Source organism: Amycolatopsis sp. NPDC101161 (assembly GCF_044768185.1).
Lineage (GTDB): Bacteria > Actinomycetota > Actinomycetes > Mycobacteriales > Pseudonocardiaceae > Amycolatopsis.
Genome location: NZ_JBIWPI010000002.1, coordinates 308,426 through 326,333 on the forward strand (window position 1 = coordinate 308,426; position 17,908 = coordinate 326,333).

Below are 17,908 nucleotides of genomic sequence, written 5' to 3' on the forward strand. Positions count from 1 at the left end.
GCGGCGCATCCGCCTGGCGAGTGTCGCGAAACACGCGTTTCCCTCATATTCCGGTCAAGGACAACACAATTCCTTTACCAACGCTTTTCGACATTCTTCCGCGTTGCCGTACGCCCGTCGTCGTACGCCGCGGTGCCGCCACCGGGCCGACGCGGTGCCGCCCCGCGGGGCGCGACACTCGGTCCCATGAACGCAGTGACCCGGATCTGGCACGACGGCCGGCGAGCCGAAAAGGTCGCCTACACCGTCGGCGCGGCGCTGTTCGTCAGCGGCGTCGTCCACGCGATCGTGCTCATCGCCTCGGGCGGCTCGTGGCTGGGTCCGCTGTCGATGCGCAAGGCCGTCACGTTCGGCCTGTCTTTCGGGCTGACGCTCGCTTCGGTCGCCTGGGCGACGTCGTTCCTGACCGTCCGCCCGCGGCTGCGCACGGCCCTGCTCGGCGCGTTCACCGCCGCGAGCGTCGTCGAGGTCGTCCTGGTCAGCATGCAGGCCTGGCGCGGGGTGCCGTCGCACTTCGACTTCGAGACGCCGTTCGACGCCGCCGTCTCGATGACGCTCGCCGCGGGCGGCGCCGTGCTCGTCGTGGTCGTCATCGGCTTCACCGCCGCGGCCCTGGTCGAACCCGGGCCGGCAGCGGCGAGCCTGCGCCTGGCCGTCCGCGCCGGCCTGGTCGTGCTGCTGGTCGCGCTGGCGACCGGCGCGGTGATGATCGGCCGCGGCGTCGTCGCGGCGCGCGGCGGCGACCCGCAAGCCGCGTACACGACCGCCGGCTCGCTCAAGCCGCTGCACGCGGTCGCGATGCACGCGATCCTCGTGCTCCCCGCGCTGGCGTGGGTGCTGCGCTCCACGCGCTGGCCCGAGGCGCACCGGTTGCTGGTCGTGAAGATCGCGGTCGCCGCCGACGCCGTGCTCACGGCGGTCATCGGCGTCGAGTCCTTCACCGGCGTGAACCCGCTGACCGCGCCCCTGCCGGTCCTGGCGTTGTCCCTGCTGTCCCTGGGCTTGCTGGCCGGCACGGGTGTTTACGCGCTGTCCGGCATTGAACCGCCGGTCCGGTTCACACGTATCCCCATCGGGAAGGCAAGGGGCCGGTGAAGCGGCGGACGGAGACCACGCGTGCGGCACGGCATGACCACCAGAGGCCTTTTCCAGCAGAGCGCGGCCCACCGCCCGTCGTTCTTTTCCGTGGCTCCCGTCGCGCACTCCCGCGAGCCGGAACGGTCGATCAGCTGAGCACCTGGGCCATGGCCGGCTCGACGGCGAACGACCGGCCGTTCGCCGAGCTGGACCGCTCGGGCCGCACCCGGCGCCTGCGCCGGCTCGCCGAAGCGGCGTTGACCGGCTACGACGTGCCGGTCGCCCGGCTGACGCCACTGGGCCGCGGGCTCAACACGACGTTCCGCGTCGACGGCGCCGACGGCCACCGGTACGTGCTGCGCGTGCAGCGCGCGGACGGGCCGAGCGCCGCGCAGGTGCGGGCGGAGATGGCGTGGCTTTCCATGCTGCGCAAGGAAACCGACCTCGTCGTGCCGCGGCCGGTGCCGACGCGGGCGCGGGACCTGGTCACCGTCGTCGCCGACCCGGCGGTGCCGGAACCGCGGACGTGCGTGCTCTGCCACTGGGTCGACGGCCGGTTCGTCGACGAACGGCTCAGCGCGCCGCAGCTGTACGCGGTGGGCGAGTTCACCGCGCGGCTGCACCTGCACGGCGCCCGGATGAACGGCCTCGACCGCGGGCGCGTCGACGACCTCACCGAGTTCGGCCGGTCCCAGGTGGACGGCTTCTCCGACGCGGTCCTCGACCGGGCCGTGACGCTGGCCGGCGGCGACGAACGCGTCCGCGGCGCCGTCGAGCGGGTCCGCGCGGTGCGGGCCGGGCTGGGGTGCGGCGCCGACGTCTTCGGCCTGGTGCACGGCGACCTGCGCCAGGTGAACTACCTGTTCCACCGCGGGCGCGTGCGGGCCATCGACTTCGACGACTGCGGGTACGGGCACTACGCCTACGACCTCGCCGTCGCGCTCGACGAGCTCAAGCACCTGCCGCAGCGCGCCGAGCTGCGCGAGGCGCTGCTGGACGGCTACCGGTCGGTGCGCCCGGACGCGGCCACGACCGACCCGGCGGTGCTGAACGCCTTCGCCGGCCTGCGCCGGGTGCAGCTGCGGTTGCGCGCCTGACGTTACAGACCGGCGTTACAATTGCTACATGGCCGGACGATCGAGCAACGCCACCAGCACCCGCGACCGCCTGCTGCTGGCGGCCGGGCAGCTCCTGCACGAAGCGCAGGGCGGGGCGGTGTCGACGCGGGCGATCTGCGAACGCGCCGGCGTCCAGGCCCCGACGCTGTACCACCACTTCGGCAGCAAGCAGGGCTTGCTCGACGCGGTCGTCAACTACGGCTTCACGCAGTACGTGCAGGCCCCGGCACCGGGCGGCGACCCGGTCGACCGGATCCGCGCGGGCTGGGACCGGCACGTCGAGTACGGCCTGGAAAACCCGCAGTTCTACGTGCTGCTCTACGGCCAGATCGAACCCGGCGTGCCGTGCAACCTGACCTCCAGCGCCGAAGCGATGTTGCTGGAACTGTTCACGCCGCTCGCGCGCGACGGCCGGCTGCGCGTCGACGCGGCGGAGGCCGCGCGGCAGTTCGCGGCGGCCAACAGCGGGGTCACGCTCAGCCTGATCGCGCAGCCCGAAGGGAGCCGCGACCTGACGATGTCGACGCAGGTCAGGGAGTCGGTGCTGGCCGGGCTGCTCGCCGAGCGGCCGGACGGGGGCTCGTCCGTCGGCGCGCTCGCGGTCGCTTTGTCGACCCGGCTCGCGGACGACGTCGACGCCTTGACCCCGACCGAGCGGCAGATGTTGCGGGAGTGGCTGCACCGCCTCTCGAACTGACCGCGCTACATTTGCTACATTAAGCCGTATGACAAGTGTAGTGAACCTCGGCACCTACGGCGTCTTCCTGTCCCCGCACCGCGACGACGTGACGCGCAAGCAGCACGCCATCGCGGCGGACCGGCTCGGCTACGGCACGGCCTGGCTCGGCACCGGGCGCGCCTCGATCAGCGACCTCGCCTTCGTCGAGGACATCCTGGCCTCGACCGAGCGGATCACCGTGGCGACGGCGATCGTGAACGTCTGGGCCGACGAGCCGGAGGCGCTGGCCGCGTCGTACCACCGGCTCGCGGACCGGTACGGAAAGCGCTTGCTGCTGGGGATCGGCGTCGGCCACCCCGAGTCCGTCACCGGGTACCACAGCCCGTACGCGACGCTCGTCGGCTTCCTCGACCGGCTCGACGCGGCCGGCGTGCCCGCCGAGGCCCGGGTGCTCGCCGCGCTCGGCGACCGGGTGCTGGAGCTGGCCCGGGACCGCACGGCGGGCGCGCACCCGTACCTCGTGCCGGTCGCGCACACGCGGCACGCCCGGTCGGTCCTCGGCGCGGGGAAGATCCTGGCGCCGGAGCAAAAAGTCGTCCTCGGCGACGCCGAGGAGGCTCGCGAAGTCGGCCGCGCCTTCATCCGCGAGCCCTACCTCGGGCTGCGCAACTACGTGAACAACCTGCTGCGCCACGGGTACACCGACGCCGACGTCGCGGGCGGCGGCAGCGACCGGCTGATCGACGACCTCGCGCTGCACGGGACCGCGGAGGAGGTCGCGAAGGGGCTGCGGTCCCATGTGGACGCGGGCGCCGACCACGTGGCCGTCCAGGTGATCGGCCGGTCGGCCGAGGTGGAGGCCGAGAACCACCGCCGGCTGGCCGAAGTGTTGCTCTGAAACGCTTTTCGACGACGCGCAGGAGCCGGGGCGTTCGCGCCTGGTAGGCCGCGAACCCCGGTACCGCGCTACGATACCGGCGAACAGGGTCCGGCGGGAGCACGGCCGTTGCTTCGAAGGTCCCGGCCTCAGCGCGCTTCGGCGGCCTTGCGCGCTTCCTCGGCGGCCGCGTCGGCGCGCTCGTAGGTTTCCTTCGCCTGCTCGAACTCCGCCGTCGCGCGCTCGGCGCGTTCCTCGGCCTCGGCCAGGCGGGTGCGCAGATCCTCGACGCGGGCCGTCGCCTGCTCGGCCGCGCGTTCGGTGCGGACGAGGTCGCGCTCGGCCACCGCGCGTTCCTTGGCCAGCTCGGCGGCTTCCTTGCGCAGCCGCTCGCGTTCGGCGCGGGCGCGTTCGCGCTCCTTGCGGTCCGCTTCCTCGCGCCGGTGGTCCTTTTTGGGCTTGGCCGGTTCGGCTTTTTCCACCAGTTTCGCGGACCGCTCACCGGTCGACGCCGGGGCCGACGCGGCGAGGGTGAACCACTGGTCGGTGTCCTGGTGCGCCACCGAAGTCAGGCGTCCGGCGAGGGCGAGCGCCGCCGTGTCCGGGTCGGCCGCCACGGCCTCCAGCGTCGCCTCGACCTCGCGGGACACGGTGTCGCTCATCGACGGCAGCCCGTGGACGATCCGCCGCACCAGCTCGCCGCGGCGGCGGGTCAGCGCCCGCAGCTCGTCGCCGGCCAGGCGGGTGTGCGCGTCGCGCAGCTCGTCCCCCAGCTCGGCCAGTTCGCGCAGCTCGGCGGCGTCTTCCCGGGCCAGGCGGTTGACGATCGCCGCGGCGGTGGTCGGCTTCCGCAGCTCGCGGATCTTGGCCGCGAGCTCGGCGTCCCCCTCGGCCTTCGCCGCTTTCGCCGCCGCGTTGCGCGCGGTGACGAACTCCGCGAGGTCACCCCCGTAGAGCTCGCCGGCCACCGTGTCGAAGTCCATCGCGCTCCAGCGAACCACATCGGACTGGTGCGAGCACCTGCGAAGGGTCATCATCGGGGACATGTACTTCGATCTGGGTGTCCGGGACTTCCTCGACCGCGCGGAAACGGTGTACCCGGACCGCGTCGCGGTGGTCGACGAGCCGGACCAGCCCGCGCCGAGCTGGGGTTCGCTCACCTACGCCGAGGTCGCGCGGCGGGCCCGCGCGCAGGCGGCCAACCTCGACGCGCTGGGCGTGCCGGTCGGCGGGCGCGTCGCGATGGTGTCGCACAACGCCGCGCGGCTGCTCGTGTCGTTCTTCGGCGTGTCCGGCTGGGGCCGCATCCTCGTGCCGGTGAACTTCCGGCTCGCTCCCGCCGAAGTCAAGTACATCGTGGAGCATTCCGGCGCCGAGGTGCTGATCGTCGACCCCGAGCTGGAGCACCTGCTGGACACGGTGACGGCGAAGCACGTCTTCGTCCTGGGCCGCGACGACGAGGCGATCTGGGGCGGCGGCGGGACACCGCGCCCGTGGGCCGGCGACGAGTCGGCGACGGCGACCATCAACTACACGTCCGGGACGACGGCGCGGCCGAAGGGCGTCCAGCTCACCCAGCGCAACCTCTGGCTGAACGCGGCCGTCTTCGGCCTGCACACGACGTTGAGCGACAACGACGTCCTGCTGCACACGCTGCCGATGTTCCACTGCAACGGCTGGGGCATGCCGTACGCGGTGACCGGCCTCGGCGGGCGCCACATCGTGCTGCGCAAGGTCGACGGCACCGAGATCCTGCGCCGCATCGAAGAGCACGGCGTGACGATCCTGTGCGCCGCACCGGCAGTGGTCACGGCGGCGCTGGACGGCGCGGCGACCTGGGACGGTGAGATCCCGGGCCGCGACCGCGTCCGGATCGTGGTGGCCGGCGCACCCCCGCCGACGCGCACGATCGAGCGCGTACGGGCGGAGCTGGGCTGGGAGTTCATCCAGATCTACGGCCTGACCGAGACGGCACCGCTGCTGACGGTCAACCGGATGCGCAGCGAGTGGGCCGGCCTCGACCCGCACGAGCAGGCCCGCCTGCTGGGCCGCGCGGGCACGCCGGCGCTCGGCGTCCGGATCGCCGTCGACACCGACGGCGAGGTGCTGGCCCAGTCGAACCACAACCTGGACGGCTACTGGGAGAACCCGGCCGAGACCGCGCGGGTCCAGGAGGGCGGCTGGTTCCACACCGGCGACGGCGGGACGTTCGAAGACGGCTACCTGACGATCGCCGACCGCAAGAAGGACGTGATCATCTCGGGCGGCGAGAACGTGTCGTCGATCGAGGTGGAGGACACGCTGATCTCCCACCCGGCGGTCCGCGAGGCCGCGGTGATCGGCATCCCGGACGAGAAGTGGGGCGAGCTGGTGACGGCTCTCGTGGTGACGTCCGAAGAAGTGACGTCCGAGGAGCTGATCAAGCACTGCCGGGAGTACCTGGCGGGGTACAAGTGCCCGAAGCGGGTGGAGTTCCTCGACGAGCTGCCCCGCACGGCGACCGGGAAGATCCAGAAGTTCAAGCTGCGGGAGCCGTTCTGGAAGGACCAGTCCCGGCAGGTCAACTGACGCCGGGCCGCTAAGCTGCCGATCATGGGGGTTCCCGGCTGGTGGCAGCGGGTGGTGGCGGTGAGCGAGCACCTCGCCGCGGTGGAACCGCTCCAGGCGAACGAACACGGCTTCGGTCCCAACGCGCAGTACTACCTGCGGGTCGGGGAGCTGGCCCGTGGGTTCGCCGCCGATCCCGAGGTCGGCGACGCCGAACGCGGCCGGGTCCTGGCGGTGCTCGACGACCTGCTCGGCGACGAAAGCGAGCCACACCGCCGCGCGATCGCCCTGACGTTCCTGTGGCCCCTCGCCGGAAAGCCGCGTCCCGCGGGCCTGGGTGAGCGGGTGCGGCGGGAGCTGGACCTGATCGCCGGGCACCGGCCGGCCGCCGGCGCGGATCTCGCGTCCTGGCCCGAACTCGCGGAGCTGGCCCGGGCCGAGCTGGACCGCTGCGGCCTGCCCGCGACGGTGGTCCCGCCTGGCGCCCGCCCGGCGCCGACGGGAGTCGTGCTGTCGGTGAGCGCCGAAGAACCCGCCGGCGTCTTCCTGGAGTGGAACCCCCTCGACAGCGGGTCCGAGCGGTACCAGGTCCTCACCGGGGCCCGCGCCGGGGACATGTACCTGCGCTTTTACGTGGACGACGTCCGCGGCCTCTTCGCGCGGGCGGCGCTGGACGTGCTCGCCGCGGCCGGGTTCAAGACCGAGGTGCGGTACGACTTCTTGTACGGCCGGTCGCGCGTCTGCCGCGTCCTGGGCCCGCCGGCCCTCCCCTTCGACTGAGTGGTGGAATCCGTGACGGCCAACAGAGTTCCGGAGTGGTGGGGTGCGTTGCTGGCGGCGAGCGAGCACCTCGCCGAGTTCGACGCCGAGCAGGTGCCGAGCTGGCGCGAGCGCTGCGCTTCCGACATCCCGGCGGACGAAGAGCTTCCTCCCGACCGCCAGCAGCCGCGCGGGATCCGGGTCATCTCGCTGGGCCGCGCGTTCGCGTCCCGCTCCGGGATGAGCACGGCGGAACGCCTCCGCGTGCTGGCCGTGCTCGACGACGTGCTCGCCGGCCCCGGCGACCCGGACCGGCACACCGTCATCCAGATGTTCCTGCGCGGGGCGCTCGATCTCGAGTCGGTCCGGGAACTGTGGCCGTCACTGGGTGTTCGCATCCGGCGCGTGTGCGTCGTGCTGTTCACGTCGTGGCCCGCGGGCGCGCCGGAATGGATGACCGTCGACCCGCAGTGGAAGCCCGCGCTCGTCGCGCGGATCCGCGAGGAAGACGGCGGCGCGGAAGCGCCGGGCGAACCGCTCGTGACCGATCCCCTGGTCGTCGACGGGCTGGAGGATCCCGAGGAGATCGTCACCCTGGCGCCACCGGAAGCGATCGCGGCTTGGAGCGACCTGGCCGGGAAGGTCCACGCGGAGCTCACGCGCGCGGGCATCGACGCGACGATCGAAACGCGGCTCTTCGACCCGACGCCCGGCATCCACATCGACCTGGCCCTCACGCTGCCGCCCTACGGCGTCACGCTGAAGTGGCGCAGCCCGTTCGAAAACGCCGAGGAGTACCGGGACGGCCTCCTGGCGCAGAACCGGACGGAGCTGCTGTCGTACGCGGTCGAGACGCACGCGATCCTGCTGCGGGCCGCACTGGACGTGCTCGCCGCGGCCGGGTTCCGGACGATGGTCCACTACTACTTCCCGCACGACCGCGCCTGCGAGTACCGGGTCCTCGCGCCGCCGGAGCACCCGATCAGCTGAACTCAGAGCAGCCGGAAGAACGTCCGCACCTCCTCGGCGAACAGCTCCGGCTGCTCGTAAGCCGCGAAGTGGCCGCCGCGGTCCAGCTCGTGCCACTGCCGGATGTCCGGGTACCGCTTCGCCGCCCACCGGCGCGACGGCCGCGGCATCTCCTTCGGGAAGATCGAACAGCCCACCGGCACGTCGACCGTGTCGTCCGTGGCCTCCGAGAACCACTTCTGCACCTGCCGGATGCTCTCCCAGTACAACCGCGCCGACGAGGCCGCCGTGCCGGTGAGCCAGTACAGCGTCACGTCGTCCAGCAGTTCGTCGCGGGTGAACGGGAAGCCGTCCGACCACGCGTGGAACTTCTCCACCAGCCAGCCGCACAACCCCGCCGGCGAATCCAGGAGCCCATAGCCCACGGTCTGCGGACGCGTCGACTGCAGCACCGAGTACCCGTCCTCCCACCGCTGCGCGTGCTCGAGCGCGGCGAGCGCGTCCCGTTCAGCGGGAGTCAGGTCGTCGAACGTCGCGGGATCCGGCGCCGCGATCGGCGGGTTCAGGTGGATGCCCGCCAGGTGCGCCGCGTCCTGCTGGGCCAGCGACGTCGTGATCGACGTCCCCCAGTCGCCGCCCTGGGCGCCGTACCGCGAGTAGCCCAGGCGGGCCATCAGTTCGGCCCAGGCCGCAGCGATCCGCTCGATGCCCCAGCCCGGCGACAACGGTTTGTCGCTGAAGCCGTACCCCGGCAGCGACGGGATCACCAGGTGGAACTCCTCCGCGAGAAGGGGGATCACCTTGAGGAACTCCAGGAACGACCCGGGCCAGCCGTGCGTGAGGATCAGCGGGAGCGCGTCGGCACGGGCCGACCGCACGTGCAGGAAGTGGATGCCCAGGCCGTCGATTTCCGTGCGGTACTGCGGAAACCGGTTCACCCGCGCCTCCAGCGCACGCCAGTCGTAGCCGGAAGCCCAGTAGCCGCACAGAGAACGCAGGTACGCCAGCGGCGTACCCTGGCTCCAGTCGTCGGGCCCGGCCTCGGGCCAGCGCGTCCGGCGCAACCGCGCGCGCAGGTCCTCGAGGTCGGCCTCGGGAACCTCGACGCGGAACGGCTTCACGCCGGGACGTACGTCAGCTGCACGACGCCGTTGGCGAACGTCGCCGACTTCTTCAGCACCAGCGGGAACGTCGGCCCCTCCTCGGGGAACAGCCGCCTCCCGCGGCCCACGACGATCGGGTACAGCAGCAGGTTCAGCTCGTCGACCAGGCCTTCGGACAGCAGCCAGCGCACCGCCGTCGTGCTGCCGCTGGTCATGATGTCGCCGCCGGGCTCGGTCTTCAGCGCGCGGACCGCCGCGGCCGGGTCGCCGGTCAGCAGCGTCGAGTTGTTCCAGCTCACTTCGGACAACGTGGCCGAAAGCACGTACTTGCGCACGTTGTTCATGAACTCGGCACCTTCGTCGTCCTCGACGGTCCGGCCGGGCCACGCCTCGGCGAACCCTTCGTAGGTGACGCGCCCGAGCAGCATCGCGTCGGCCGCGGCCATCCCGCCGCCGACGGCCTGGCCGATCTCGTCGCTCCAGTACCGGAGCGACCACTTGTCGGGCGCCTCGACCACGCCGTCGAGCGAGATGAACAGGTTCGAAACGATCTTGCGCATGGGCACCCTTCGGTTGAGGGGTCCCACTATAAACCGGGGAAACGTCAGGACCGTCCACTCGCGACAGTCGCACGAACGCGCACGCTGTCGGCTTCCGCGCGGGCGCGCTCCTCCTCCGTCGCCGGCTCCAGCCGCGCCGGGACGTCCTTGTGGTGCGGCGTTCCGGCGATCGGGTCGCGGTCGAGCGCGTCGGTCAGCAGGTTGATCCGCGGGCCGCTGACCACGCGACGGCCGTCGGCGTCCGGGTGGGCCATGCCGTAGCCGTGCGGCAACGCCAGCTGCCCCGGCCGCAGCCCCGGGTCGGCTTCGGCGCGGACGACCACGCGGCCGGCCGGCGTCACGACCGCCACCCAGTCACCCGCCGAAGCGCCGATCGACGCCAGTTCTTCGGGACGCGCCCGCAGCGCGCCGTCCGGATCCGTGCGGCGCCAGCGCGGGTCGCGCAGGATCTGGTTCGCGTTGTGCGCCCGGCGCTGCCCGTTCAGCAGCGAATACGGGAACGCCGGGTCGGGCCGCTCCGAAGCCGGGTCGAGCGACGAAAGCCAGTCCAGCAGTTCCGGCACGGCCAGCCGGACCCGCGCACGGCGCATCAGGCTCCACACCTCGTCCTGCTCGTGCGCCGAGAACGGCGTCGGCCCGGCCAAGATCCGCGAGAAGAGTTCCTCCCCCAGCTCGACACCGGTCGCGGAGCTGCCCAGGGCCCGCTGCACCGGCACGGTCATCGTCTTCGCCGCGCGGTGGCACCCCGCCCACAGCGGCGCGATCGACGCCGCGCCGTCCGGCAGCGACGCGCCCAGCGTCCGGTACAGCAGCACCGGCAGGATCGCGGACCGCTCCGGCATCGCCTGGACCAGCGCCCCGAGCCCGGCCTGCAGCTCCGAACGCGGCCCCTCGGCCAGCGAAGCCAGGACGTCCGACGGCGGCAGCACGCCCAGCGCGTCGAACAGCCGCGTGTAGATCTCGGCTTCGACCAGCGTGCCCGGCAACGGGTCCAGCAGCGGCGGCCGCAGCTGGAAGTAGTTCGTCGGCCACTCGAAGGTGAAGAGCGTGAACTCCCACTTCTCGTGCTGCGACGCCGCCGGCAGCACGTAGTCCGCCAGCGCGGCCGTCTCCGTGTACGCGACGTCGACGACGACCGACAGCTCGGTCTCGCGGATCGCGCGTTCGACGTCCCGCGTGCCCGCGAAGGTGTTGGCCGGGTTCGACGACTCGACCCACAGCGCGCGGACCCGGTTCGGGTGGTCGGTGAGGATCTCCTCGGCCAGCGTGTTCGCCGGCAGCAGGCCGCCGATGTACTCGAAGCCGGTCACCTCGGAGCGCTTGCCGCCGCCCGAACCCCACAGCGGCAGCAGCCACGAGTGCAGGTTGTTGGTCCCCCGCCGGCCGAAGTGCCCGGTGACCAGGTACAACAGTTTCTCGAGGTAGCTGTTGAGCGTCGAGTGCCGGCCCTGCTGGATGCCCAGTTCGACGCGCACGGTCATGGCCCGGGCCGCCAGGATGAGGTCGACGGCCCGGTCGACGTCCACACGGGACACTTCGGCGTGCGCGATCCACTCGTCCACCGGGATCTTCGCCAGCACCGCCGCGACCTCGTCGAAGCCTTCGGTCCGGGAAGCGAGGAACGCGGAATCCGCGCCGCCGCGTTCGAGCAGCAGCGCCAGGATCGCGCCCAGCAGGTAGGCGTCGGTACCCGGGCGCAGCGGCAGGTGCAGGTCGGCGATCTCCGCCGTCTCGGTGCGCCGCGGGTCGATCACGATCATCGTGCGCGCGGGGTCGTTCTTGATCGTGTTGAGCGCGTGCCGGGCGTTGCTGAACCCGTGCGCCTGCCAGGGGTTGCAGCCGAGCACGAGCAGCAGGTCGCAGTGCTCGACGTCCTCGGCGGTGTGCACGAGCGTCGAGCCGTACATCTGCCCGTTCACCCAGAAGTCGCCGGTCTTCTCCTGCGACAGCGCGTTGAAGTGGCGCGTCGAGTTCATCCACTTCAGCAGCGACGCGCCGTACGCGCCGCCGGAGTGGTTGCCCTGGCCACCGCCGCCGACGTAGGCGAACGAGCCGGGCCGGCCGGCTTCGGTGTCGGCGTCCCGGATCTCACGCAGCTTCGCGGCGATCTCGGTGAGCGCGGTGTCCCAGTCGACGGGCTCGTGGGTGCCGTCGGGACGCCGGCGCAGCGGCGTCGTCAGCCGGTCGTCGTGGTCGCCGTACCAGGTCAGGCGCTGCGCCTTCTGGCACAGGTACCCGGCCGAGCGCGGGTGCGCCTTGTCGCCGCGGACGCGGGTGATCTTCCGGCCGTCGAGCTGCACCTCCAGCCCGCAGTTCAGGTAGCAGAGGCTGCACGCGGTGCGGTGCCACTCGCCGGTCATATCAGCTCCATTGCGCGGCCGAGCGTCGCGAGACGCGCGTCGAGGGTTTCGCCGGCCGGGTACAGCCGGACCGTGTCGATCCCGGTGTCGCGCCAGACGCGCAGCCGGTCGCGGACCATCTCTTCGGTGCCGATCAGCGTGGTGCCCAGGACCATTTCGTCGGTGACGAGCGCGGTCGCGCCGTCGCGGTCGCCGGCCTGCCAGCGCTCGCGGACCTCGGCGGCGACGTCCGCCCAGCCCTGGCGGCTGTAGGCGTCGTTGTAGAAGTTCGTGGTGGCCGAGCCCATCCCGCCGAGGCTGAAGGCCAGTTCCTTCTTGCGGCTGCCGACCAGCACGCGCAGTTCGTCCTCGTTGTCGGCGAAGGCGACTTCGGCGCCCTGGCAGACGTCGATGTCCTTCCGCGTGCGGCCCGACTTCGCGAGCCCGGCGTCGAGGGGACCGAAGTACGCGTCGGCGCCTTCGGGGACGAAGCTGGTGCCGAGCCAGCCGTCCGCGACCTCGCCGGTCAGTTCCAGGAGCTTCGGCGACAAAGTCGCGAGGTAGATCGGGATATCGGGGTTCGGCGCGGTGGACAGCCGCATCGGCCGCGCGTCCCCGGGCAGCGGGATCTCGAACGCCTTGCCGGAGAACGAAATCTTCTCCCCGGCGAACGCCTGGCGGATGATCTCGACCGTCTCCCGCATGCGGGTCAGCGGTTTCGCGAACGGGACGCCGTGCAGGCCCTCGATCACCTGCGGCCCGGACGGGCCCAGGCCCAGGGCGAACCGGCCGCCGGACAGGTCGGCCAGCGTCAAGGCGGCCTGCGCGATCGCGACCGGCGTGCGCGTGCCGAGCTGGATGATCCCGGAGCCGAGCCGGATCCGGTCGGTGCGGGCGGCGAGGTAGCCGAGCGCGGACGGCGCGTCCGCGCCCCAGGCTTCGGCGACCCAGCAGACGTCGAGACCGAGCTTTTCCGCCTCCAGCACGAAGTCCAGCGTCGTGCGCGTGTCCTTGGAGAACTCGACGGTGGTCGCGGTCCTCACGGGTTCTCCACCCGCTCCTTGATCGCCGCGAGGTTGCCGACCATCGCGGCTTCGAACTCGCGCAGCCGCACGAAGACGATCTTCTGTTCCTTCTCGGGCATCCGGTCGATGGCGAACGACAGCCCGGAGCGGCCCGGACCCATCTGCATCCACTGGCTCAGCCGCGTGCCGCCGTTGTCGGGCTCGAGGGTGAACTTCCAGACCGCGCTCGGCCGGTCCGGGTCCGCAACGGCCCAGGAGAACACCCGCGGGGCCTCGCATTCGACGACGTAGGAGGTCGTCTCCCACTCGCCGAACGCGTCGTGCTTGCTCCGGCCGACGAACGTCCGGCCCTGCTCGCACCACTCGACGGACTGCAGCTCCGCGCTCAGCGACGGCATCAGCGAGATGTCAGAAACGACCGGCCAGACGTCCTCGGGGACGGCGTCGATCCAGGTCGAGACCTCGGCCGTCGGCTTGTCCGCGTACCGCGCGCCTGTCCACTCCATCGTGGTCGCCACTCCCCTCACCGAGCCGGTGACCACGATAGTTGCGTAGATAGACCTACCCTGTCAACGTCACTCCTGCCGCGCGAAGCGGGCTTCGACGTCCGGGCGCTGCGCCAGCCGCGACGGGAAGCCGGGGCCGCGGCGCATCCGCGTGTCGTCCGGGGTCATCGGCTCCCGGCACTCCGCGCAGACGATTTCGGCGTGCGTGTCGTGCCCGCAGGCGAGGTGGTGCACGGTGATCGGCGGGCCGGCCTCGGCGGCGAGCCACTTGTCGCCCCACCGCGTCATGGCGAGCAGCACGGGGTAGAAGTCGCGGCCCTTTTCGGTGAGGACGTAGTCGTAGCGCACCGGCTCGCTCTGGTAGGCGACCTTCTCCAGCAGCCCCTCCTCGACCAGCCGCTTGAGCCGGTCGGCGAGGGTGTTGCGCGCGATGCCGAGCGCCTGCTGGAACTCGTCGAACCGGCGGACGCCGTAGAAGGCGTCCCGCAGCACCAGCGGGGTCCACCAGTCGCCGAGCAGGTCCATGGTGCGTGCGATCGAGCACGGCCACTTCGCGAACGAGGTCCGTTTCATGCGGCCGAGCGTACCCCGTTGCCGAGAAGGACTCAGCAGGTCAGCCGCATGACGACGCGCCGAGCCGTCGGATGACTGACCTCGCTGAAGCCGGCGTCGGCGAAGATCCCGGCCGTGCCGACGAACAGTTCGGCGGGCCAGGCGACCTGCTGCCCGGGTGCGACCAGCATCGGGTACCCCTCGACCGCGCGGGCCCCACGCTCGCGCGCGAAGCCCGGGGCCGCCTTCGCCAGCGCGGCGCTCACCCCGCGCCGGCGAAAGCCCTTGCGGGTGACGAAGCACGTCACCGCCCAGACGCTGTCGTCCGCCGGGTCCTCGTCACGCCCGGACCAGACGACGCGGCTGCCGAGCAGGTGCGGGTAGGCCGTGCGCGGTTCGACCGCGCACCAGCCAGCGGGCTCGCCGTCGAGGTAGGCGACGAGCCCGGTGGCGTGGTCCGCGGTCTGTCGCCGGAACCGCTCGGCACGCTCCGGCGGGGTGCCCGCCCGCCACTGCGCGGGCGTCTGCTTGAAGTACTGGCACCGGCAGCGGGCCGGGTCCCCGCGGTCGCCGAAGATCGCCTCCAGGTCCGCCCAGGAGGCCTCGTCGACGGGTACGACAGTCAGCATTTCCCCGACGTTAGACCAGGTGCCCGGTGGTGACGTCGACGTACTCGGGCACTTCGTCGTGCGCGTCGCCGACCGAGAGCGTCCCGGCCGGTTCGACCAGCAGCACGCTCGCGCCCGTCTTCGACGACGGCTTGTGGAACGTCCCCTTCGGCACCACGAAGACCTGGCCGCGCGCGAGGGTGACGACGCGCTCGTCCGGGTCGCGCACGCCGATCTCGATCTCGCCGTCGAGGACCAGGAAGAACTCGTCGGTGTCCTGGTGGACGTGCCAGACGTGCTCGCCGTCGAACCGGGCGAGCCGGATGTCGTAGTCGTTGACGCGGGTGACGATCCGCGGGCTCCAGGCGGCGTCGAAGGTCGCCAGGACTTCGTTCAGGTCGATCGGGTTCATGCGTCCATGCTCGACCTGGCGTTCCGCCGGCGCGAGTGCTAGGAATCGCACATGCCGCAAGAATTCTCGCACCGGGTCGTCGCGATCGTGACGGCGGAGTCGAACCCGTTCGAAATGGGCGTCGCGACCGAGCTGTTCGGGCTGCGGCGCCCGGAGCTGGACCGGCCCTGGTACGACTTCACGCTCTGCGCCGCGACCCCGGACGTCCGGATGAACCTCGGCATGTTCACGCTCACCGGCGTCGCCGGCATCGAGGCGGCCGACACCGCGGACACCTTGATCGCGCCGGCCCGGCCGGACACGGGCGTGCCTACGGACCCGGCGATCATCGCGGCGATCCGCCGCGCCGCGGCTCGCGGTGCCCGGCTGGTCAGCTTCTGCACGGGCGCGTTCGCGCTCGCCGAAGCCGGCGTGCTCGACGGCAAGCGGGCGACCACCCACTGGCAGTGGGCGGCCGACTTCGCCTCGCGGTTCCCCGCGGTCCGGTGGGAGCCGGACGTGCTGTTCGTCGACGAGGGCGACATCCTGACGGCGGCGGGCAGCGCGGCGTCCCTCGACCTCGGCCTGCACATCATCCAGCGCGACCACGGCGCCGAAGTCGTCAACGCGGTCAGCCGCCGCCTGGTGTTCACCGGCCACCGCGACGGCGGGCAGCAGCAGTTCATCGCGCGGCCGGTGCCGGCGGTGCCGGAGACATCGCTGGCACCGGTGCTCGCATGGGCGCTGGGCCGACTGGATCAGCCCCTGACCGTCACCGACCTGGCCACCCGCGCGGCGACCAGCCCGGCGACGCTGCACCGGAAGTTCCGTGCGGAGCTGGGCACCACTCCGCTGGCGTGGCTGACGACCGAGCGGGTGTCGCTGGCGTGCCGCCTGATCGAGCGCGGTGAGCTGCGCTTGGACCGGGTGGCTTCGGCGAGCGGCTTCGGCACGGCGGCCAACCTGCGCCTGCAGCTGCGCCGGCACACCGGGTTGAGCCCGAGCGCGTACCGCCGCCGCTTCGGACCTGCGGCTTAGGAAGCCCGGACGCGGCTGCGGGCAGTCGGCTCGGGCCGCAGCTCTCGCGTTGTTCCGCCCGCGACCTGTGATCGGTTTTCCGATGGCCGCCCCAGCCTGGGCTATTGGTGGCCGGGGGCGCACCGGGCCTACCGTCGAAGGCACGGCGATCTGGGGTTCTCTTCGCCGTTCCACCGACAAATCGGAGTTTCCGTTGCGCATCAAGCAGTTCGGCGCCGTGCTGGCCGCGGCCGCCGTCTTCGCCCTGCCGGCGACACCCGCGACGGCGGCGTCGAGGATCATTCCCCTCGACGCCGCCACCGGGCAGCAGCCGGAGAACATCACCCTGGAGCCCGACGGCTCCGCCGACCTCACCTTCGCCTGGTCCGGCGAGATCGGCCGGGTCACACCCGGCGGACAGGTGAGCGTCATCGCCCGCGTTCCGGTGCCGGACGACGGCGACATCCCGGTCGTCCACAAGAAACTGTTCCTCGGCGGCATCGTCCGCGCGCCCGGTGGCGACCTGTACTTCGCCGTCTCGACCGGCACCGCGGCGACCGGCCTCTACCGCGTCCGGCCCGGCGGCACCCCGGTCCAGGTCGCGTCGCTGCCGCCGTCCGGGTTCCAGAACGGCGTCGCGCGCGACCCGGCGACCGGTGACCTGTTCGTCGCCGACTCGTTCGGCTCGACGGTCTGGCGGATCTCCCGCGGGCGCGTCACCGCCTTCGCGACCGGCGAACTGCTCGCACCGGTGAGCGGCTTCGGCGCCAACGGGATCAAGGTCCACGCCGGCGCCGTCTGGGTGTCCAACCTGGACCGGGGCACGCTCGTCCGGTTCCCGCTCACCGGTGCACCGGGGCGGGTCGTCGCGTCGGGCCTCGGGCCGGTCGACGACTTCGCGTTCCACGGCGGCACGGTCGTCGCCGCGATCAACCAGGACAACCGGGTCGTGACGGTCGGCGAGGCCGGAACGAAGACGATTCTGTCCACTTCGGACGGACTCGCCAACCCGACGGCGGTCGCCGTCCGGGGCGACACGGTCTACGTCACCGACGGTGCCTACTTCGGGGGATCGCCGAACCTCCTCCGGACCTGGCTCGCGCGGTAGCGGCCGGTTCGCGGCACCCGCCCGCCCGGGCATGGGCGAGCGGGTGCCGCGATGCGCAATTTGCAGTCTGCATTCGGCAGCCGGCCGCCGATGATCGGCACGTGCATCCGCACGCGAGCTGTGCACGCTCTCCGTCACGCGAGCGGCGCGCACGCGCGAAATGGTTGCTGTGCGCCAAATCCGCCGGTATGTTGGCGCCGTCCCGGTCGGCCGACAATGGCTCCCGGGACTCGCGCTGCTCGGCCGTGGTGGGGAGGCCCGCCGAGAGAGCGCTTTCCGGAGGTAGGGGTCGCCGCCGGACAGGAGGGAAGCAGTGCCTTGGTGTACCCGGGGACGGTCATGGACGACGGCGTGACCGAGCCGTACCTGGTCGGGCAGGACGCCATCGCGGGCGAGCTCAGCCGCGGCAAGTGGTGCGTCTACCTGCACGAGTGGCTCGGCGATGAGCACGACCTGCCGACGTGGCGGCTGCAGGTGGCCGAGCACGCGGCCGAGTTCGGCATCGAAGTGTGCTTCATGGACATCCCGCGCAAGGACATGACGCTGGTGGCGAACGTGCACGCGCTGCCCAGCTTCGAGCAGGTCACCCAATCCGTGGCGGCGCTGGAGCACTACCGCGGGATGGTCGCGGACCGCCGCCGTTCGGCCCAGTGACCCGAGCGCGCTCGCCGGC

The 17,908-nt window shown here is 71.9% G+C and carries 19 protein-coding genes; 10 read left to right on the forward strand and 9 right to left on the reverse strand.

What is annotated here, in order from left to right; genetic code table 11:
* Window positions 1–186 precede the first annotated feature (186 nt).
* The 4 genes from ACIRSS_RS12435 (at window position 187) to ACIRSS_RS12450 (ending at window position 3,772) form a co-directional block, all read left to right on the forward strand.
* Entirely contained in the window at window positions 187–1,095 is a 909-nt protein-coding gene (locus ACIRSS_RS12435; protein WP_400893960.1) for a hypothetical protein, read from the forward strand.
* Window positions 1,096–1,244: 149 nt separating this feature from the next.
* Complete coding sequence (locus tag ACIRSS_RS12440) at window positions 1,245–2,174, forward strand: phosphotransferase enzyme family protein (protein WP_400893962.1); 930 nt, start codon at window positions 1,245–1,247, stop codon at window positions 2,172–2,174.
* 28 nt (window positions 2,175–2,202) lie between these two features.
* Window positions 2,203–2,892 (forward strand): TetR/AcrR family transcriptional regulator, encoded by a 690-nt coding sequence (locus tag ACIRSS_RS12445; protein WP_400893964.1) that lies wholly within the window; start codon window positions 2,203–2,205, stop codon window positions 2,890–2,892.
* Between the two features lie 28 nt (window positions 2,893–2,920).
* Window positions 2,921–3,772, forward strand: coding sequence for a TIGR03620 family F420-dependent LLM class oxidoreductase (locus ACIRSS_RS12450; RefSeq protein ID WP_400893966.1), 852 nt, complete (start codon window positions 2,921–2,923; stop codon window positions 3,770–3,772).
* A gap of 128 nt (window positions 3,773–3,900) precedes the next feature.
* On the opposite strand, the gene ACIRSS_RS12455 is transcribed toward ACIRSS_RS12450, so the two are convergent.
* Window positions 3,901–4,734, reverse strand: a complete 834-nt coding sequence (locus ACIRSS_RS12455) for a hypothetical protein (protein ID WP_400893968.1) — start codon at window positions 4,732–4,734, stop codon at window positions 3,901–3,903.
* A 61-nt stretch (window positions 4,735–4,795) separates the two neighbouring features.
* Between ACIRSS_RS12455 and ACIRSS_RS12460 the strand changes: the two genes are divergently transcribed.
* From ACIRSS_RS12460 to ACIRSS_RS12470, 3 genes are read left to right on the forward strand one after another with little or no spacing between them, the layout of a single operon-like run.
* A complete protein-coding gene (locus tag ACIRSS_RS12460; protein WP_400893969.1) occupies window positions 4,796–6,319 on the forward strand; it encodes an AMP-binding protein in 1,524 nt (507 codons plus the stop codon).
* A gap of 24 nt (window positions 6,320–6,343) precedes the next feature.
* Window positions 6,344–7,078: a hypothetical protein gene (locus ACIRSS_RS12465; RefSeq protein WP_400893971.1), complete on the forward strand. Its 735-nt coding sequence runs from the start codon at window positions 6,344–6,346 to the stop codon at window positions 7,076–7,078.
* Window positions 7,079–7,090: 12 nt separating this feature from the next.
* Window positions 7,091–8,047: a hypothetical protein gene (locus tag ACIRSS_RS12470; protein WP_400893973.1), complete on the forward strand. Its 957-nt coding sequence runs from the start codon at window positions 7,091–7,093 to the stop codon at window positions 8,045–8,047.
* Between the two features lie 2 nt (window positions 8,048–8,049).
* Here the strand turns inward: ACIRSS_RS12470 and ACIRSS_RS12475 are convergent, their stop codons facing one another.
* The 8 genes from ACIRSS_RS12475 to ACIRSS_RS12510 all read right to left on the reverse strand — a co-directional run bounded on the left by ACIRSS_RS12475 (window position 8,050) and on the right by ACIRSS_RS12510 (window position 15,131).
* Window positions 8,050–9,147 (reverse strand): epoxide hydrolase family protein, encoded by a 1,098-nt coding sequence (locus ACIRSS_RS12475; RefSeq protein ID WP_400893975.1) that lies wholly within the window; start codon window positions 9,145–9,147, stop codon window positions 8,050–8,052.
* Window positions 9,144–9,689 carry a dihydrofolate reductase family protein gene (locus tag ACIRSS_RS12480; protein ID WP_400893977.1) on the reverse strand — a complete coding sequence of 182 codons (546 nt, stop codon included), beginning with the start codon at window positions 9,687–9,689 and terminating at the stop codon, window positions 9,144–9,146. Before ACIRSS_RS12480 ends, ACIRSS_RS12475 begins: the two co-directional genes overlap by 4 nt.
* Window positions 9,690–9,733: 44 nt before the next feature.
* Window positions 9,734–12,049, reverse strand: coding sequence for a molybdopterin-dependent oxidoreductase (locus ACIRSS_RS12485; protein ID WP_400893979.1), 2,316 nt, complete (start codon window positions 12,047–12,049; stop codon window positions 9,734–9,736).
* Window positions 12,046–13,071: an LLM class flavin-dependent oxidoreductase gene (locus ACIRSS_RS12490; RefSeq protein WP_400893981.1), complete on the reverse strand. Its 1,026-nt coding sequence runs from the start codon at window positions 13,069–13,071 to the stop codon at window positions 12,046–12,048. Before ACIRSS_RS12490 ends, ACIRSS_RS12485 begins: the two co-directional genes overlap by 4 nt.
* Window positions 13,068–13,559 (reverse strand): SRPBCC family protein, encoded by a 492-nt coding sequence (locus ACIRSS_RS12495; RefSeq protein ID WP_400893983.1) that lies wholly within the window; start codon window positions 13,557–13,559, stop codon window positions 13,068–13,070. Before ACIRSS_RS12495 ends, ACIRSS_RS12490 begins: the two co-directional genes overlap by 4 nt.
* Before the next feature lie 69 nt (window positions 13,560–13,628).
* Window positions 13,629–14,132 (reverse strand): winged helix-turn-helix transcriptional regulator, encoded by a 504-nt coding sequence (locus ACIRSS_RS12500; protein WP_400893985.1) that lies wholly within the window; start codon window positions 14,130–14,132, stop codon window positions 13,629–13,631.
* Window positions 14,133–14,164: 32 nt separating this feature from the next.
* Window positions 14,165–14,740: a GNAT family N-acetyltransferase gene (locus ACIRSS_RS12505; protein WP_400893987.1), complete on the reverse strand. Its 576-nt coding sequence runs from the start codon at window positions 14,738–14,740 to the stop codon at window positions 14,165–14,167.
* Window positions 14,741–14,750: 10 nt separating this feature from the next.
* Window positions 14,751–15,131 carry a cupin domain-containing protein gene (locus tag ACIRSS_RS12510; protein WP_400893989.1) on the reverse strand — a complete coding sequence of 127 codons (381 nt, stop codon included), beginning with the start codon at window positions 15,129–15,131 and terminating at the stop codon, window positions 14,751–14,753.
* A 51-nt stretch (window positions 15,132–15,182) separates the two neighbouring features.
* Between ACIRSS_RS12510 and ACIRSS_RS12515 the strand changes: the two genes are divergently transcribed.
* The 3 genes from ACIRSS_RS12515 (at window position 15,183) to ACIRSS_RS12525 (ending at window position 17,889) form a co-directional block, all read left to right on the forward strand.
* On the forward strand, window positions 15,183–16,148 hold the full coding sequence (locus tag ACIRSS_RS12515; RefSeq protein WP_400893991.1) for a helix-turn-helix domain-containing protein: 966 nt from the start codon (window positions 15,183–15,185) through the stop codon (window positions 16,146–16,148).
* A gap of 193 nt (window positions 16,149–16,341) precedes the next feature.
* Window positions 16,342–17,235 (forward strand): hypothetical protein, encoded by an 894-nt coding sequence (locus ACIRSS_RS12520; RefSeq protein WP_400893993.1) that lies wholly within the window; start codon window positions 16,342–16,344, stop codon window positions 17,233–17,235.
* A gap of 321 nt (window positions 17,236–17,556) precedes the next feature.
* Window positions 17,557–17,889 (forward strand): hypothetical protein, encoded by a 333-nt coding sequence (locus tag ACIRSS_RS12525; RefSeq protein WP_400893995.1) that lies wholly within the window; start codon window positions 17,557–17,559, stop codon window positions 17,887–17,889.
* The last annotated feature ends 19 nt before the right edge of the window (window positions 17,890–17,908 follow it).

Bases quoted from the DNA above. Each gene is read 5' to 3' on its own strand.
- ACIRSS_RS12455 (WP_400893968.1), bottom strand. From the start codon at position 4,734: ATGGACTTCGACACGGTGGCCGGCGAGCTCTACGGGGGTGACCTCGCG.
- ACIRSS_RS12450 (WP_400893966.1), top strand. From the start codon at position 2,921: ATGACAAGTGTAGTGAACCTCGGCACCTACGGCGTCTTCCTGTCCCCG.
- ACIRSS_RS12480 (WP_400893977.1), bottom strand. From the start codon at position 9,689: ATGCGCAAGATCGTTTCGAACCTGTTCATCTCGCTCGACGGCGTGGTC.
- ACIRSS_RS12495 (WP_400893983.1), bottom strand. From the start codon at position 13,559: ATGGAGTGGACAGGCGCGCGGTACGCGGACAAGCCGACGGCCGAGGTC.
- ACIRSS_RS12485 (WP_400893979.1), bottom strand. From the start codon at position 12,049: ATGACCGGCGAGTGGCACCGCACCGCGTGCAGCCTCTGCTACCTGAAC.
- ACIRSS_RS12515 (WP_400893991.1), top strand. From the start codon at position 15,183: ATGCCGCAAGAATTCTCGCACCGGGTCGTCGCGATCGTGACGGCGGAG.
- ACIRSS_RS12465 (WP_400893971.1), top strand. From the start codon at position 6,344: ATGGGGGTTCCCGGCTGGTGGCAGCGGGTGGTGGCGGTGAGCGAGCAC.
- ACIRSS_RS12435 (WP_400893960.1), top strand. From the start codon at position 187: ATGAACGCAGTGACCCGGATCTGGCACGACGGCCGGCGAGCCGAAAAG.
- ACIRSS_RS12440 (WP_400893962.1), top strand. From the start codon at position 1,245: ATGGCCGGCTCGACGGCGAACGACCGGCCGTTCGCCGAGCTGGACCGC.
- ACIRSS_RS12500 (WP_400893985.1), bottom strand. From the start codon at position 14,132: ATGAAACGGACCTCGTTCGCGAAGTGGCCGTGCTCGATCGCACGCACC.
- ACIRSS_RS12510 (WP_400893989.1), bottom strand. From the start codon at position 15,131: ATGAACCCGATCGACCTGAACGAAGTCCTGGCGACCTTCGACGCCGCC.
- ACIRSS_RS12445 (WP_400893964.1), top strand. From the start codon at position 2,203: ATGGCCGGACGATCGAGCAACGCCACCAGCACCCGCGACCGCCTGCTG.
- ACIRSS_RS12460 (WP_400893969.1), top strand. From the start codon at position 4,796: ATGTACTTCGATCTGGGTGTCCGGGACTTCCTCGACCGCGCGGAAACG.
- ACIRSS_RS12505 (WP_400893987.1), bottom strand. From the start codon at position 14,740: ATGCTGACTGTCGTACCCGTCGACGAGGCCTCCTGGGCGGACCTGGAG.